At 40.7% G+C, this 13,654-nt stretch carries 23 protein-coding genes; 1 reads left to right on the top strand and 22 read right to left on the bottom strand.

Going from position 1 to position 13,654, the window contains the following annotated elements; all coding sequences use genetic code 11:
• Positions 1–86: 86 nt before the first annotated feature.
• The 3 genes from N4G44_RS16090 to N4G44_RS16080 form a co-directional block, all read right to left on the bottom strand.
• Complete coding sequence (locus N4G44_RS16090; RefSeq protein WP_474925099.1) at positions 87–371, bottom strand: helix-turn-helix domain-containing protein; 285 nt, start codon at positions 369–371, stop codon at positions 87–89.
• Positions 349–651, bottom strand: coding sequence for a helix-turn-helix domain-containing protein (locus N4G44_RS16085; RefSeq protein WP_474925097.1), 303 nt, complete (start codon positions 649–651; stop codon positions 349–351). Before N4G44_RS16085 ends, N4G44_RS16090 begins: the two co-directional genes overlap by 23 nt.
• A gap of 367 nt (positions 652–1,018) precedes the next feature.
• Entirely contained in the window at positions 1,019–2,245 is a 1,227-nt protein-coding gene (locus tag N4G44_RS16080) for a TPR end-of-group domain-containing protein (RefSeq protein WP_474925094.1), read from the bottom strand.
• A gap of 223 nt (positions 2,246–2,468) precedes the next feature.
• Here N4G44_RS16080 and N4G44_RS16075 point away from each other — a divergent pair, with 223 nt between their 5' ends.
• Positions 2,469–2,615 (top strand): hypothetical protein, encoded by a 147-nt coding sequence (locus N4G44_RS16075; RefSeq protein WP_474928285.1) that lies wholly within the window; start codon positions 2,469–2,471, stop codon positions 2,613–2,615.
• 336 nt (positions 2,616–2,951) lie between these two features.
• Here N4G44_RS16075 and N4G44_RS16070 read toward each other — a convergent pair whose 3' ends face one another.
• The 19 genes from N4G44_RS16070 to N4G44_RS15980 all read right to left on the bottom strand — a co-directional run bounded on the left by N4G44_RS16070 (position 2,952) and on the right by N4G44_RS15980 (position 13,547).
• Positions 2,952–4,199, bottom strand: coding sequence for a site-specific integrase (locus N4G44_RS16070; protein WP_474928284.1), 1,248 nt, complete (start codon positions 4,197–4,199; stop codon positions 2,952–2,954).
• A 300-nt stretch (positions 4,200–4,499) separates the two neighbouring features.
• On the bottom strand, positions 4,500–5,057 hold the full coding sequence (locus N4G44_RS16065) for a hypothetical protein (RefSeq protein ID WP_474928283.1): 558 nt from the start codon (positions 5,055–5,057) through the stop codon (positions 4,500–4,502).
• Positions 5,054–5,608: a hypothetical protein gene (locus N4G44_RS16060; protein ID WP_474928282.1), complete on the bottom strand. Its 555-nt coding sequence runs from the start codon at positions 5,606–5,608 to the stop codon at positions 5,054–5,056. Before N4G44_RS16060 ends, N4G44_RS16065 begins: the two co-directional genes overlap by 4 nt.
• Positions 5,608–5,895 carry a hypothetical protein gene (locus N4G44_RS16055; RefSeq protein WP_474928281.1) on the bottom strand — a complete coding sequence of 96 codons (288 nt, stop codon included), beginning with the start codon at positions 5,893–5,895 and terminating at the stop codon, positions 5,608–5,610. The genes N4G44_RS16060 and N4G44_RS16055 overlap by 1 nt, the downstream gene beginning before the upstream one ends.
• Positions 5,896–6,013: 118 nt before the next feature.
• A complete protein-coding gene (locus tag N4G44_RS16050; RefSeq protein ID WP_474928280.1) occupies positions 6,014–6,565 on the bottom strand; it encodes a hypothetical protein in 552 nt (183 codons plus the stop codon).
• A 3-nt stretch (positions 6,566–6,568) separates the two neighbouring features.
• The gene (locus tag N4G44_RS16045) at positions 6,569–6,856 is read right to left on the bottom strand and encodes a hypothetical protein (protein WP_474928279.1); all 288 of its coding nucleotides are present in this window, start codon (positions 6,854–6,856) and stop codon (positions 6,569–6,571) included.
• A gap of 121 nt (positions 6,857–6,977) precedes the next feature.
• Entirely contained in the window at positions 6,978–7,535 is a 558-nt protein-coding gene (locus N4G44_RS16040; protein WP_474928278.1) for a hypothetical protein, read from the bottom strand.
• Between the two features lie 26 nt (positions 7,536–7,561).
• Positions 7,562–8,104 (bottom strand): hypothetical protein, encoded by a 543-nt coding sequence (locus tag N4G44_RS16035; RefSeq protein WP_474928277.1) that lies wholly within the window; start codon positions 8,102–8,104, stop codon positions 7,562–7,564.
• A gap of 12 nt (positions 8,105–8,116) precedes the next feature.
• Positions 8,117–8,683 (bottom strand): hypothetical protein, encoded by a 567-nt coding sequence (locus N4G44_RS16030; RefSeq protein WP_474928276.1) that lies wholly within the window; start codon positions 8,681–8,683, stop codon positions 8,117–8,119.
• Positions 8,684–8,694: 11 nt separating this feature from the next.
• Positions 8,695–8,976: a hypothetical protein gene (locus N4G44_RS16025; RefSeq protein ID WP_474928275.1), complete on the bottom strand. Its 282-nt coding sequence runs from the start codon at positions 8,974–8,976 to the stop codon at positions 8,695–8,697.
• Between the two features lie 114 nt (positions 8,977–9,090).
• Positions 9,091–9,648, bottom strand: coding sequence for a hypothetical protein (locus N4G44_RS16020; RefSeq protein WP_474928274.1), 558 nt, complete (start codon positions 9,646–9,648; stop codon positions 9,091–9,093).
• A gap of 11 nt (positions 9,649–9,659) precedes the next feature.
• The gene (locus N4G44_RS16015) at positions 9,660–10,031 is read right to left on the bottom strand and encodes a hypothetical protein (protein WP_474928273.1); all 372 of its coding nucleotides are present in this window, start codon (positions 10,029–10,031) and stop codon (positions 9,660–9,662) included.
• A gap of 53 nt (positions 10,032–10,084) precedes the next feature.
• Positions 10,085–10,630, bottom strand: coding sequence for a hypothetical protein (locus N4G44_RS16010; RefSeq protein ID WP_474928272.1), 546 nt, complete (start codon positions 10,628–10,630; stop codon positions 10,085–10,087).
• A gap of 26 nt (positions 10,631–10,656) precedes the next feature.
• Positions 10,657–11,034, bottom strand: coding sequence for a hypothetical protein (locus N4G44_RS16005; protein ID WP_474928271.1), 378 nt, complete (start codon positions 11,032–11,034; stop codon positions 10,657–10,659).
• Between the two features lie 29 nt (positions 11,035–11,063).
• Complete coding sequence (locus N4G44_RS16000; RefSeq protein WP_474928270.1) at positions 11,064–11,567, bottom strand: hypothetical protein; 504 nt, start codon at positions 11,565–11,567, stop codon at positions 11,064–11,066.
• A 3-nt stretch (positions 11,568–11,570) separates the two neighbouring features.
• A complete protein-coding gene (locus N4G44_RS15995; RefSeq protein WP_474928269.1) occupies positions 11,571–11,948 on the bottom strand; it encodes a hypothetical protein in 378 nt (125 codons plus the stop codon).
• Between the two features lie 128 nt (positions 11,949–12,076).
• Positions 12,077–12,601, bottom strand: coding sequence for a hypothetical protein (locus N4G44_RS15990; RefSeq protein ID WP_474928268.1), 525 nt, complete (start codon positions 12,599–12,601; stop codon positions 12,077–12,079).
• Between the two features lie 20 nt (positions 12,602–12,621).
• Positions 12,622–13,167, bottom strand: coding sequence for a hypothetical protein (locus N4G44_RS15985; protein WP_474928267.1), 546 nt, complete (start codon positions 13,165–13,167; stop codon positions 12,622–12,624).
• A 2-nt stretch (positions 13,168–13,169) separates the two neighbouring features.
• Positions 13,170–13,547 carry a hypothetical protein gene (locus N4G44_RS15980; protein WP_474928266.1) on the bottom strand — a complete coding sequence of 126 codons (378 nt, stop codon included), beginning with the start codon at positions 13,545–13,547 and terminating at the stop codon, positions 13,170–13,172.
• Between the last annotated feature and the right edge of the window lie 107 nt (positions 13,548–13,654).

Genomic DNA, 13,654 nt, shown 5'->3' with positions numbered 1-13,654 from the left:
CAGAGTGGAAACTCCGGCTGTTAAATAACCTATGAAAAACACCAAGATCAAAATTAAACATATATATAAATTTTGAAAAATATTTTTTATTTTCTTTTGTAGTTGCTTTTCAGCAGTTTCAGGATATCTGATTCTTTAAATAGTATTTTGCCTTCTATTTGAATATAAGGCAATAGCCGATCATCCCTGTACTGTTGAAGTGTGCGCTTGCTGATATGCAGTCGCGAGCAAACCTCTGGACCTGATAAAAAGATTTCACCATTGAATACCGGGCGGTAGTGTTCCCTGATAAATAAGAGTTCTTTTTTTATTTGGTTTAGCGTATCTAAGTATGCCTGCCCTTCATCGTTATTTTCTTTTAATTCTTTCATGCATTTTGGGTTTGGATTGGAGAAGTACTGCAACATCTTCGTATTTAAAATAATTCTTCCTGTTGATACAACTGGCAGCAAGTAAGCCACGGTCTTTATAAGATTGGAGGCTACGTTTACTTATATTAAGCAGGATACAGACTTCCTGCGCATCCAGCCATTTTACAGGTCTTCCAAGGTATTCATAAGGCCGAACCAGTTCTTTGGTTAATACTGATACCTCTGCCAGCGCTGTGGTGAAGGCAATAAATTGGACCTTTTCAAAAAACACTATTTCCATTGTTCACGGGTTTTGATAATCGTAAACTTATACTGGATTACAAGCCCTGGGTGGATAATTGCCAACAGTTGTATAATTTGGCTTAAATAAGCCTAAGAGTATATATAAAAAAGCTGTCTCATACACAGCATGAGCTGGCTATGGACAGCAGCCTGTGTGATCAGGCCTTACTTTGTTATGAACAGTCGCTGATCGTGCTGTTAATAGGGGTTGTCTGTATGGACAACCTTTATCGCGCTTTCAGCATTTTAGTTTAAATTTCAGATAGCAGCTGAATAACTTTTTTGCATCCTACAATTGGGCCGTTCTACTTGCAAGCCTTACAGGAGACAGAGATAGCACTCAATAGAAAATCAACATAAATGTTTTAATTTTTCTTAAGTGGCAGTTTCCAGAAATAAGCGGGATCGTGTGTAATTGTGTTGCCCTTCAAGTAATGGTTTTGCGTTTCATCAAATCCCGACGGCACAAGGGAGACGAATTGCAACTCTTTGTCCAGCGGCCGGTACCTGCTTTCGTTATTGAACCGGCTCTGGTTGGTACATTGTATCCAATAAAGGTTTTTGGCCATATAGTAGTCGAGGTACCAGTCTTTGGTTACTTGTGTTTCTTTGTTCAACTTCAGTGGACTGTTGTTTTTCAGGCGGTCTCTCACCTCTTCTATACTCAGGATACTGTCATGTTCGTCCATCACATAAATACCGTGGGACGCATCCATCCAAAGCCATTTATTCAGTGTTTCGGAATAAACACAATTGATAACATGACAGTCAGTATCCTTGTCATCTTTGGGCATACAAGTCACGTAGCGCGATTTAAAACCCAACGCCAGGTACATTTCATTAAGAGTCATAGCCTTATGGCGGCAATTAATACCCCTTCCGGTTGTCTTATGGTAGTTGTAAAAATCTATGGCATCAAACTCACATAGTGCCCAATTGGTGCCGTCGTAGGCGATTTCTCGGGTTACAAAGAGCATCACATTAATGAGTCTTGATACTTCGTCGCCATTACCTGAAATGGAATCAAGGTTGAAGTACCGTCGTATTTCTTTGAGGTTGGATTGATCTGCGGACTGGTAGTAAAATGCAGGCAATGAGTCTTTGTACTCGGTATGGTAGCTGCCTGACTGCTGAAGCAATAGCAGCTTGTCGTATTGTTTTAATTGCCCGAACAGTAATATGAATTTTTTCTCTTTGCGGATGTTGTCGAGATCAGTATCCTTTTTGACATGCTGGTATTCGGTATAACCAAAATTGATCGCGTTTTCAAAACTAGCAATTGCCAGCTTTTTCTGCCCCAGTAATGATTGTACACAGGCGAGGTTATAAAAAGAATTTGCTTTTATCATTCTGATATTGGACTCGACTTTCTTCTGTTCCGTCGGCGATAGTTGTAATTTATCCAAATTCGAAATTACTTCTTTCAGCACCCATTCAGCTTTTTGGTATTCTTTAGCCGTGTAATGGGTATTATACTGCGTTGAGAGATCGGAAAGTTTTGCCAGGAACGTATTCCAGTTGGCTGAATTGGTTTGTGCAAGTGAGCAGAGTGCAAAGAGAAGTGCCGCAACAAAAGTGATCAAGGATTTCATGTTCAATTTAGTTTTAGTAGAAAAAGGAGTTGGTTACAGCACTCTATGCTCTTCAGGTCACAAGGTTTTATGTATGCGTAGTTATACTGTTCCGTAATTATGATTATGTAAAGATAGAGAGGGCGGCTCAAAAGGACACCTCTTTTTTGTGGTTGTTCACAGATATAGATAAAAATAAACTGCTGAGTCTTGTAGTTGTTGTTGCGTTGTCGTTTAATAATGCATGGGTAAATCAGACGTCATCTTTAAAATATACAATCAGCAGCAGACCATGCTACCGCCTGCGGACCTGAAAAAGTTGGTAGAAAAGACACACGCGGTATGGATCATCAATATTATAATCGATCATTTGAATATTGATGGTATTTAGCAGCCAGTATAAAGGTCGCGGTACCACCAGTTACAATAATCCGCGTATGCTGCTCAGGGCGCTGGTATATGTCTATATCTGTAACGAGTACAGTAGCCTTAGAATAGAACATTATTGAGGCGGGGAATTGTCCAGCCGATATAGAAGCTGTTTTTGATACTAGCAAACACAACAAAGGCGTTAGAGCGTTATGATCAGAGGAATGGAAAAAGTATTGACAGAAACAGGGCTCCAACTAGCAACATAAAAACCTGAAAACGACCGACTCGCTCCTGCGAAAATGAAAAAACCGCCTCAAATACTTTGAGACGGCCTCTTGTTGGGCAGTGAGGTTTGTTAAGCGCTTTGGTAAAATTGCGTCATGCCCTTTATTTTATCAGCCGCCTTCTCCATGTCTTTACCTATTTTTTCATTGATGATTTTAGCATAGATCTGAGTAGTGGAAAGTATTTTATGTCCCATCATTTTGCCTAAAGTTTCCAGTGGAACACCTTCGGTAAGTAAGAGGGTAGCAAATGTATGACGGGCGCTGTGAAAAGTAAAATACCGGTTCTTTAAGGATTCTATTTCACCGAATAACTTTCTCAGGTTCTTGTTGCATGACGTATTACAGGACATAGGAAAGATCCGGTCATCTTTTGAGACACCCTCATATTTTTCTATGATCAGTTTGGGTATATCGAGCAAGGGTACATTGGAAGTAGTCACCGTTTTTTTCCTACGGGTGATTATCCAGCTTTTACCATCAAAGAAATCCTGGATGTTACTTTTGGTCAGCCGTTTAATATCTATATAGCATAACCCTGTAAAACAACTGAAAAGAAAAAGGTCTTTTACCAGTTCCAGCCTTTCATTGGATGGCTGGTGAGCTATTAGTTGTTCTACCTCCTTTTTAAGTAGGTATCCCCGGTTTGTTTCTTTACAGCTGTTTTCATATTCATCGAAAGGATTATGATTGAGCAGCTTGCGTTTGATCGCCAGCTTGGTGACTGTAGTCAGCCCTATCATATACACCCAAATGCTGTTGTGTTTTAAACCAACATCACCCCTGAGGTAGAAATCAAAGTCCTGGATGAACTCTGGTGTCATATCACTAAATGGAATATCTCCTTTTTTGTGTTTAGTGGCAATATAGTCTTGCAAATGTTTAAGCAGCGTGCCATATTTATCATAAGTAGAAGCCGACCGGGTTCCGTTGTCCACCATTTTTTTAAAGTTCTTGTTGAACTGTGTAAAAAATGCAACGATAGAGGGGTCGTTGATGTTATTGCCCAGCACTATATTTTTTAGCTCTTCAGCTTTTACCCTGCCTTGCTTACCAAGTAAAGCAGTATAACATTCTTCAGTACGCAGCCGTACTTGTCCGAGCTTCTGATTAAGGGTCAGTGCTTCTTTACTTTTACCGCTTACCCTTCCATACTTTAAGTCCCAGTTTTCGGGGCTTATGTCAAGCTTCGTACTAAATTGAGCGATTTCTCCATTGATGGTAATTCTGGCCATAACAGTTACCATCCCGTTTTTCTTAGGAGCATTTTTTTTGAGATAAAATAGCAGCTTAAAAGTGCTTCTTTTTGTTGTTTCCATAACTCTAGGATTTTAATGTTTTAAGTTATAATCTGTTGAGTTACAGTTGTGTATGAAAGGTAGCGCAGATGAGTGCTGTATTACTAAAGCGGTTTTAGCTTAAATTCAAAACAGGTAATGATTTAGTAACCTATCTTTTGCACAGTAGCTTCATTCTAATGCATTATTCTGCATGAAAGCTTAAAGAACAATTTTAATAAAACCCGCTACCGTAGCCACTTTGCTCCATTTTTCCTCCTTTTTCTTTTTTGTTGTATTTTTAAAATAAAAAAGCGGAGACTTGTCTCCGCTTTTTTCTGTCTATGGATAAATACTGAAATAGGTCACCTTTCCAGTGGATGTGGTAATGGTAAACCATTCTGCTTCTATCCCGCTGCTGGCTCCTATCTGATAGGCGTTTGCCGTTACACCCGCATTGATCGCAACAGCAGGGTCTCCTACGAGAAAGGAATCAATGGCATTTCCTGCGCTGTCACGAAGCACAAAATGGAAGGATGCCCATTCATTAATAGCTGACATCGTAGATGTTATAAAATTATGATTGTAAGGATATGATGCGTTGTTGTTTGTATTGGTAGGATCGGTCACATTCCATTGCATCATGTTCATAGGGAATGGTGCCAGGCCGGTAGTCCCGAAAGAGTCGTAAGATGAAGAAATTCCTGCCGGCATCGTGTAGGTCCCGAATGTTCCGTTTGGGGAGGCATACATATATTTAATCAGTCCCGGGGTCGGGCTGCAGGTCATCAGTCTTCCTACTGCATCATAGGCATTGTAGTTATTAAATACAAAAGAAGAGGTCTGGGCTGAAGAAAGTATTCCTGCTAAACCCAATAATAAAGCTGCTGTTTTTTTCATGGATAAATTTGTAGATAAGTTGTTGTATCAGTACCTGTTGTAATGGTAAACCATTCTGCGGAGCCATACGGAGTGGAGAAATAATCCACACTGGTGACACATGTATTCGGGGTAGCATCTCCCAGATTCGTGTTGAATCCCGGCACTTGATTACCGGTTCCTGCATAATACATGGAGAACTTAGAAGTTACCCACTTGGTATTGCTGGCAATTACACCGCCGGGCATAAGGCTGGGATGGTTCCATGTTCTAACGGTTGAAGACGATGAGCTAAGGGTTACAAGCCAGGTATTAATAGGGTACAGGGAACTGACGAACTGGTCTCTGTAATTATCGATCTTCCAGGCAAGTCCATTTCCCATGTGTGAGTTGGCAGGAACAATAATTGTAGCAGGGTCATTGTTGATGACAGCCGGAATACAGCCGCTGAAATTAATGGCCATGAGATTTCCATAATAATCGTGAGGGGAATAATTATTGAGCATAAACATTCCCTGGGAATATGCTAGTGATGCTGCAGTGATTCCTAAAATGGTTAATAGTTTTTTCATTATTTGTCGGATTTAATGTTTTTACGGATCTCATCACTTTTCTGCATATAGACCTGGGTAGCCCAAACAATAATCTGGCTCATGTCACCACCTGTTTTTCTCATTAATTCAGCTTCCGTAACGCCTGTGGAAAGGATTAATTCTTTGGATGCAGGAACAAGAAGAGCCTTTCTTCTGTCGCTTAGTTCCGAAGTATTTCTTTTTCTTTCCTCTTCGGTAGGTCTGTTTTGCGAATCACCAAGACTTTTAAAAGCTTTGTCGAAGTTTTCCATTTGTGGAGTTTTCATAGTTTCCACGGTATTGACAGCGGTTCCTTCATTGTTACATGAAACCAGAGTTAAAGCGGCAAAAGCTGCCGATAAAAAAGTTTTTTCATAATTAATTAGAATTTAAGTTGAATTTTGATTAATAAAGCTGAAGATATGTGGTTACATTGCTCCCACTGGTAATGGTAAACATTTCTGCGCTGTTAGTTCCGCTTGGAGTCGTAAAAAAATCAGGATAAGTATAACATGGATTTCCCGCTATAGCTATATCGGCATTAAAACCAACAACATTATTATTGGTTCCGGCATAGACCATTCCGAATTTAGACATGCCCCATCTCGTATTGTTTGAAAACGTACCTCCGGGAACTAAAGCCGGGTGGTCCCACGGTCTTACATTGGTGGTGTTGGGAGAGGTTGCAACACTCCATGCAGCCATCGGATACAACGAAGATGTATACTGATCTCTGAAGTTATCATATTGGAGCTGGGTTCCGGTTCCCGTATTGGAATTGGCAGGCACTATGATAGGAGTATTGTTGACCACTCTAGGATAGCATGGGGCAAACAAGTTGTGTGCGATTACATCTCCCCTGTAATCATAAATCGTATAATTGTTGATAATAAGGGTTCCTTGTGCATAGGCAGCTACGGAGGCTGCAATACTTAATATTGACAGGATTTTTTTCATAGCCTATTTATCAGATTTGATGTTCTTACGGATTTCGTCACTTTTCTGCATATAGATCTGGGTAGCCCAAACAATAATCTGGCTCATGTCACCGCCTGTTTTTCTCATTAATTCAGCTTCCGTAACGCCTGTGGAAAGGATTAATTCTTTGGATGCAGGAACAAGAAGTGCTTTTCTTCTGTCACTCAGTTCGGAAGTATTTCTCTTTCTTTCCTCTTCTGTAGGTCTGTTTTGGGGATCACCAAGACTTTTAAATGCTTTGTCGAAGTTTTCCATTTGTGGAGTCTTCATAGTTTCCACAGTATTGACAGCAGTTCCTTCATTGTTACATGAAACCAGAGTTAAAGCGGCAAAAGCTGCCGATAAAAAAGCTTTTTCATAATTAATTAGAATTTAGGTTTGATTTTTTTGATTAATAAATTTGTAAATAAGAATAATCTACATTGCCCGTAGTAATATTGAACCACTCTGCGTCCCCGTAAGGCGTTGAAATATAGCCTGTAGCTCCTGTACAGGGATCAGGAGTTTCTCCGATCAGCCCGCTGAAAGCCGGTTCCGGCGTTGAAGTTCCTGCAAAATACATCTGGAACTGTGAAGAAGCCCATTTTACATTCGAAGCAATAACTCCTCCGGGTGCTATACTTACATGGTTCCAGGCGCGTACCTGGGTTGTGGTGGGATTCAGCTGTACTGTCCAGTTGGTAGTAGGATACAATGAGCCGGTAAACTGGTCTCTGAAATTTTTATAGGCAAGCTCCTGTCCGTTACCTGTATGTGAATTGGCAGGAACAGTAATCGTTGCGGGTGTACTGGATGTTACATACGGATAGCATCCTCCTGCGAAATTGTGAGCACTGATGTTTCCCCGAAAATCATAAGTGGTAGAATAATTATTGACAATCATCAGGCTGCTCTGGGAGAATGCTGATGAAAACAATGCGAGTGAAAGGATGGTTACTATTTTTTTCATGCTTGTAGTATTAAAATGATTTAAGATTAATAAAGCTGCAGGTAGGTAATACCGGAGATGGTAAACATTTCCGCACTGTTGTTTCCTGAAGGGGTAACGAAATAGTCATTGATACCGGTATTGCAAGCGTTGGCAATATTCATATTGGCCCGGAAATTTTCTGTGTTTGAATTTGTTGTTCCTGCGTCCATCATATCAAACTTCGTGGCATACCATTTTGTGGTGGTTGCAATGGTTCCGCCCGGTGAAAGATTCACATCATTCCACGCCATGATTGAAGATGAAGTAGGATTTAATGTCACTACCCAGTTAGCTGTAGGATACAGGGAAGAAGAGAATTGGCCCATATAATCCTTGTACACAAGCTCAAGCCCGTTTCCCATATGAGATTCAGCAGGAACCACAATTGCACCGTCATTTCCTACACGGGGATAACAACCGGAGGTGGAATTGGTAGCTATTAAAAATCCGTAAAAATCAAATTTCGAATAGTTGTTCACAATAATGGTTCCCTGTGAATAAGCAAAAGAAGCCACTGCAGTTCCCAATATCATTAAGATCTTTTTCATAATTAAATTATTTTAGTAGAGTTGGATGTACGTGAAAACAGTTCCTCCGCTGCTCAGCGTGAATATTTCTGCACTATTGCTACCTGTTGAGGTCGTCATATTGTCAGAGGCATTGTAGCAGTTTATGTTGCCGGCAAGAGTGAGGGCACCGTTAAAGTTATCAGGAGCCAGAGTGGTTGTTCCAGGATAGTACATTACAAATTTGGTAGTGGCCCATTTTGTATTGTTTGAAAGGACTCCGCCAGGCATGATGGCCGGATGGTTCCATAATCTTACTATACCGGGTGCAGATGATGTGCTGACGTGCCATTCCGTCATCGGGTACAAAGAAGAAGTGTATTGGTCCCTGTAATTGGTGTATATCAATGCATTGCCATTACCTGTATGAGAATTGGCGGGCACTGTTACCATGTCCGGATTGTTGGAGCTGATATAAGGATAACACCCTCCGGCAAAATTATTAGCTACAATGAATCCTTTAAAATCATATGGAGAATAGTTATTTACAACAAGCGTTCCTCCTTGTGAGAAACCGAAAGAAAAGACCGCTAATCCCAGTAATGTTAATACTTTTTTCATGATGGTTATTTTTAAGATTTAATGTTTTTACGGATTTCATCGCTTTTCTGCATATAGATCTGGGTAGCCCAAACAATAATCTGGCTCATGTCACCGCCTGTTTTTCTCATTAATTCAGCTTCCGTAACACCTGTGGAGAGGATTAATTCTTTAGATGCAGGAACAAGAAGAGCTTTTCTTCTGTCGCTCAGTTCCGAAGTATTTCTTTTTCTTTCCTCTTCGGTAGGTCTGTTCTGCGGATCACCAAGACTTTTAAAAGCTTTGTCGAAGTTTTCCATCTGTGGAGTTTTCATAGTTTCCACCGTATTGACGGCAGTACCTTCATTAGAGCATGACACAAAACTTAAAACGGCAAATACAGCCGGGAAAAATATCTTTTCATAGTTAAATTTTAATTTGATGGTGTTTTAATAAATCTGTAAGTAAGTTTCTACTAAACCAGTACCGGTAGTAATCGTAAATATTTCTGCGCTGTTCATTCCGCTTGTGGTTACGAAATAATCTGGTGCAATGTAGCATGAGTTCCCTGCAACCGCCACGGTCGTACTAAATCCCGGAACATAAGCGGACGTTGCCGGATCATACATTTCAAATTTTGAGGCAGACCACTTTGTATTAAAAGATAATGCACCCCCGGGCATAAGACTTGCGTGGTTCCATGGCCTTACGCTGGTGCTGGTGGCAGCCAGGTTAACCGTCCAGTTAGGCATGGGATACAGGGAAGTGGTGAACTGATCTCTATAATTAGGATATATTAATGCATTGCCATTGCCTGTATGAGAGTCAGGAGGGATCACGACTCCGCTGTTGGTCCCGATAATAGGATAACATCCTCCTGAAAAATTATTGGCAATTAATGCTCCGCGGTACTCGTATATACTGTAATTGTTCACAATCAGAGTTCCTCCTTGTGAGAAACCGAAAGAAAAGATCGCTAATCCCAGTAATGTTAATACTTTTTTCATGATGGTTATTTTTAAGATTTAATGTTTTTACGGATCTCATCACTTTTCTGCATATAGATCTGGGTGGCCCACACAATGATCCGGCTCATGTCACCGCCTGTTTTTCTCATTAATTCAGCTTCCGTAACACCGGTGGAAAGGATTAATTCTTTGGATGCAGGAACAAGAAGAGCTTTTCTTCTGTCGCTCAGTTCGGAAGTATTTCTCTTTCTTTCCTCTTCGGTAGGTCTGTTCTGGGGATCACCAAGACTTTTAAAAGCTTTGTCGAAGTTTTCCATCTGCGGGGTTTTCATAGTTTCCACCGTATTGACGGCAGTGCCTTCATTATTACATGATGCCAGAGTCAATAGGGCAAAGGCCGATGATAAGAATAGTTTTTTCATAAGTGCTTAAATGTTAGATTTTTAATTATGTTAAACTTTTGATGGTGTAGGGATTAATAGATTTGGAAATAGGTAACCAGTCCGCCCGGTGTTGTGATCGTAAACCAGTCTGCGGAAACAGTGGTGTTGGGCCCTGTCTGGCTTGAGCTTAAGAAACCGTTGGAAAGAATAGGATCCCCTACCTCAAAAGTATCATACGTATATCCCGTAGTATCTGTAAGCCTGAAAGCGAAGCCCATCCACTCATCAACAGGAGTAACTGCTGTGATGATAGGATGATTGTACGGATAATTACCGGTGTTGGAGCTGTTTAAAGGATCAATATAATACCATCCGGGTATGGGAATAGGGTTCGAACCGCCTGTGTTATCGAATTTTTCGTATTTCGTATACCCTCCTGCAGGAATAGTATATACGGAGTAAGGAGGATTCGGAAGGGCGTACATATAAGGTTGAGACGATCCCATGCCGGCCGAGCCTACCGTCATAAACCTGCCTTCAGCATCATAAGCGCTGTAATTATTGATCACCATTAAGGATGATTGTGCAGAAATACCTATTCCTGTCAGTATCCCTAGAATAAAAGTTAATTTTTTCATACTTTAATAAATTTTAATGGTTAGTTTTATTTATCGGATTTAATATTTTTTCTGATCTCATCGCTTTTCTGCATATAGATCTGGGTAGCCCAGACAATAATCTGGCTCATGTCGCCGCCTGTTTTTCTGGTCAGCTCAGCTTCTGTAACCCCTGTAGAAAGGATCAGTTCTTTGGAAGCCGGAACCAGAAGAGCCTTTCTTCTGTCACTCAGTTCCGAAGTATTTCTTTTTCTTTCCTCTTCGGTAGGTCTGTTCTGTGGATCACCAAGACTTTTAAAAGCTTTGTCAAAGTTTTCCATCTGCGGGGTTTTCATGCTTTCCACCGTATTGACGGCCGAGCCTTCATTATTGCATGAGGTTAGCATGAATAAGGCAAAAGCTGCCAGTAAAAAATGTTTTCTCATAGGAATAGGATTTTAATTGGATAAACTGATTAATATATCTGGATATAGGTAGATGTAGTTGTGCCGGAAGTAATCGTAAACCATTCTACCTGTGCCTCAGGGGCAATAAAAACATTAGGGACAGGATTACATGTATAAGACACATCTCCCACAGCACCTGAAGATAAAGGGTTTCCTGTCTGGTAAAACTGAAACTGTGACATTACCCATTTGGTATTGTTGGAAATTGCCCCTCCCAAAACAAGGCTTGGATGGCTTCCGGGTCTCAGGGTTGCTCCCGTAGATGATGTAGATACTTTCCAGGTCGTACCCGGAATATTATAACTGTTGTAGCTGACAGAATTACCACCGGAGATTACAAGTTCAGGATTGTCTAAAGCCACATAGAAATAGCATCCCGGTGTGGACAAATTAGCCGCAGTAACTCTTGTGTGGAAATCATAAAATGTATAGTTATTAATGACAAGAGGTCCTCCCTGTGCATAGGCAGATGATAGAAATGCCAGTCCAATAACTGTTAAAAGCTTTTTCATAAACTATTGATCAGATTTAATATTTTTACGGATTTCATCGCTTTTCTGCATATAGATCTGGGTAGCCCAGACAATGATCTGGCTCATATCACCGCTGGTTTTTCTGGTCAGTTCAGCTTCTGTAACCCCTGTAGAAAGGATCAGTTCTTTGGAAGCCGGAACCAGAAGAGCCTTTCTTCTGTCGCTCAGCTCAGACGTATTTCTTTTTCTTTCCTCTTCAGTAGGTCTGTTCTGCGGATCACCAAGACTTTTAAAAGCTTTGTCAAAGTTTTCCATCTGCGGGGTTTTCATACTTTCCACCGTATTGACGGCAGTGTTTTCGTTATTGCACGATGTTAATGTAATTACGGCTACCATGGCCGATAAAAGAATTTTTTTCATGATTAATTATATTTAGAATAAGATTAAAATAGGTTTGAATTTAGGCACAGAAAATCCCCAGAGAGCAAAAAACGGTTGCTCACTGTAACAATAATGTAAAAAGACAGCTGCAGAACAGCTGCCTCTTTTTAAAAGATCTGCAGGTAAGTGGTCGGGCCGCTAGGTGTGGTTATGGTAAACCAGTCTGCGCTCGAAAAAGCTCCCGTTCCTGAAGTGGTAAATCCTGAATATACAGCTGGATTCCCAAGCTCATACGTGTCTGTTCCCAAGGATGGATCTGTCAGCCAGAAATGGAATCCGCCCCAAATATTGGAAGGGTCCATTACCGATGCAATAAAAGGATCATTGTATGGGTATGTTCCGCTATTGGCAGGATTGACAGGATCTGTAACGTACCATGTCGTAATAGGAAGAGAAGCTGTACCTGATGTGCTGAATGTATTATATTGTGTCATAGCTCCCGCAGGAACAGTGTAAGTTCCGTAAGGGAAGTTAGGAGCTGCAAACATATAAGGGCCGGGTACTCCCGGTGTGCCGGTACGGAGCCTGCCGACGGCATCATAGGCACTGTAGTTTTGTATAATCAGAGGAGAATTTTGGGCAAAGGAAAGTACTCCTGCCAGGGCTGATAAAAGTAATGCTGTTCTTTTCATAGTAATATAAGGTGAATGGTTTATTGGATGACAAGATAGGTATAGACTGTTCCGCCTGAAGTGATGGTGAACCACTTGGAGTTTCCGTAAGGTGATGAATCTATATAATCAGGAGCACTGATGCACGGATTGGCAGCATCTCCGATATCTCCGTTGAAGAAAGTTTCCGGGATAGAAGTTCCGGCATGGTACATCTGGAATTTAGACATAGACCATCTTGTATTATTGGAAATAACACCGCCGGGCACCAGGCTGGAATGGTTCCATGGTCTTGTTGTAGCTGCAGAACCTGAGGCGAGTGTAACTTCCCACGAAGAAACCGGGAATGGGGAAGATGTGTACTGGTCTCTGTAGTTTTCGTATTTTGCCGTAGCACCCGCCGGTACCACTACAGGATAAGGAACTTTGGAAGTAACGTAAGGGTAGCACCCTCCTGCAAAATTATTGGCATAAATTATTCCATGAAAGTCGTAATTGGTGGTGAAATTCTGAATGATCAGCATTCCACCCTGGGCATATGCAGAAGAAATAAAGCATAAGCCGAGCAGCAGTAAAAACTTTTTCATGATTATTTCTCAGATTTTAAGTTTTTACGGATCTCATCACTTTTCTGCATGTAGATATTGGTAGCCCATACAATAATCTGGCTCATATCACCGCCTGTCTTTCTCATTAATTCGGCTTCTGTAACGCCTGAGGAAATAATAAGTTCTTTAGATGCGGGCACAAGGAGGGCTTTCCTTCTGTCACTTAATTCAGAAGTATTTCTTTTCTTTTCTTCTTCAGTAGGTCTGTTTTGTGGGTCGCCGAGACTTTTGAAAGCTTTGTCGAAGTTTTCCATTTGAGGAGTCTTCATGCTTTGTACAGTATTTACAGCTGCGCCCTCATTATTACACGAGATAATACTTATTACAGCAATTGCTGATAATAATAAATGTTTTTTCATAGCTAAAGTTTAATGATTAGGGGTTAAAAATTAATTTTTGATAAATTTATGAAAAAAACTAATATGAACAACATTTTATTCACTTTTTAGTGTCTTCTATGTTAAAT

The sequence above is a fragment of the Chryseobacterium sp. GTID13 genome (assembly GCF_056172655.1).
The sequence above is the reverse complement of the archived record's forward strand: the minus strand, read 5'-3'. Positions and strand labels throughout refer to the sequence as shown.

Excerpts from the sequence above, each read along its gene's own strand:
- N4G44_RS16050 (WP_474928280.1), bottom strand. The coding sequence starts at position 6,565 with ATGAAAAAAATCCTGTCAATATTAAGTATTGCAGCCTCCGTAGCTGCC.
- N4G44_RS16000 (WP_474928270.1), bottom strand. The coding sequence starts at position 11,567 with ATGAAAAAGCTTTTAACAGTTATTGGACTGGCATTTCTATCATCTGCC.
- N4G44_RS16060 (WP_474928282.1), bottom strand. The coding sequence starts at position 5,608 with ATGAAAAAACTATTAACCATTTTAGGAATCACTGCAGCATCACTAGCA.
- N4G44_RS16055 (WP_474928281.1), bottom strand. The coding sequence starts at position 5,895 with ATGAAAACTCCACAAATGGAAAACTTCGACAAAGCTTTTAAAAGTCTT.
- N4G44_RS16045 (WP_474928279.1), bottom strand. The coding sequence starts at position 6,856 with ATGAAGACTCCACAAATGGAAAACTTCGACAAAGCATTTAAAAGTCTT.
- N4G44_RS16075 (WP_474928285.1), top strand. The coding sequence starts at position 2,469 with ATGGGTAAATCAGACGTCATCTTTAAAATATACAATCAGCAGCAGACC.
- N4G44_RS16065 (WP_474928283.1), bottom strand. The coding sequence starts at position 5,057 with ATGAAAAAAACAGCAGCTTTATTATTGGGTTTAGCAGGAATACTTTCT.
- N4G44_RS15985 (WP_474928267.1), bottom strand. The coding sequence starts at position 13,167 with ATGAAAAAGTTTTTACTGCTGCTCGGCTTATGCTTTATTTCTTCTGCA.
- N4G44_RS15980 (WP_474928266.1), bottom strand. The coding sequence starts at position 13,547 with ATGAAAAAACATTTATTATTATCAGCAATTGCTGTAATAAGTATTATC.
- N4G44_RS16010 (WP_474928272.1), bottom strand. The coding sequence starts at position 10,630 with ATGAAAAAATTAACTTTTATTCTAGGGATACTGACAGGAATAGGTATT.
- N4G44_RS16005 (WP_474928271.1), bottom strand. The coding sequence starts at position 11,034 with ATGAGAAAACATTTTTTACTGGCAGCTTTTGCCTTATTCATGCTAACC.
- N4G44_RS15995 (WP_474928269.1), bottom strand. The coding sequence starts at position 11,948 with ATGAAAAAAATTCTTTTATCGGCCATGGTAGCCGTAATTACATTAACA.
- N4G44_RS16015 (WP_474928273.1), bottom strand. The coding sequence starts at position 10,031 with ATGAAAAAACTATTCTTATCATCGGCCTTTGCCCTATTGACTCTGGCA.
- N4G44_RS16030 (WP_474928276.1), bottom strand. The coding sequence starts at position 8,683 with ATGAAAAAAGTATTAACATTACTGGGATTAGCGGTCTTTTCTTTCGGT.
- N4G44_RS16040 (WP_474928278.1), bottom strand. The coding sequence starts at position 7,535 with ATGAAAAAAATAGTAACCATCCTTTCACTCGCATTGTTTTCATCAGCA.
- N4G44_RS16085 (WP_474925097.1), bottom strand. The coding sequence starts at position 651 with ATGGAAATAGTGTTTTTTGAAAAGGTCCAATTTATTGCCTTCACCACA.
- N4G44_RS16090 (WP_474925099.1), bottom strand. The coding sequence starts at position 371 with ATGAAAGAATTAAAAGAAAATAACGATGAAGGGCAGGCATACTTAGAT.
- N4G44_RS16020 (WP_474928274.1), bottom strand. The coding sequence starts at position 9,648 with ATGAAAAAAGTATTAACATTACTGGGATTAGCGATCTTTTCTTTCGGT.
- N4G44_RS15990 (WP_474928268.1), bottom strand. The coding sequence starts at position 12,601 with ATGAAAAGAACAGCATTACTTTTATCAGCCCTGGCAGGAGTACTTTCC.
- N4G44_RS16070 (WP_474928284.1), bottom strand. The coding sequence starts at position 4,199 with ATGGAAACAACAAAAAGAAGCACTTTTAAGCTGCTATTTTATCTCAAA.
- N4G44_RS16035 (WP_474928277.1), bottom strand. The coding sequence starts at position 8,104 with ATGAAAAAGATCTTAATGATATTGGGAACTGCAGTGGCTTCTTTTGCT.
- N4G44_RS16025 (WP_474928275.1), bottom strand. The coding sequence starts at position 8,976 with ATGAAAACTCCACAGATGGAAAACTTCGACAAAGCTTTTAAAAGTCTT.
- N4G44_RS16080 (WP_474925094.1), bottom strand. The coding sequence starts at position 2,245 with ATGAAATCCTTGATCACTTTTGTTGCGGCACTTCTCTTTGCACTCTGC.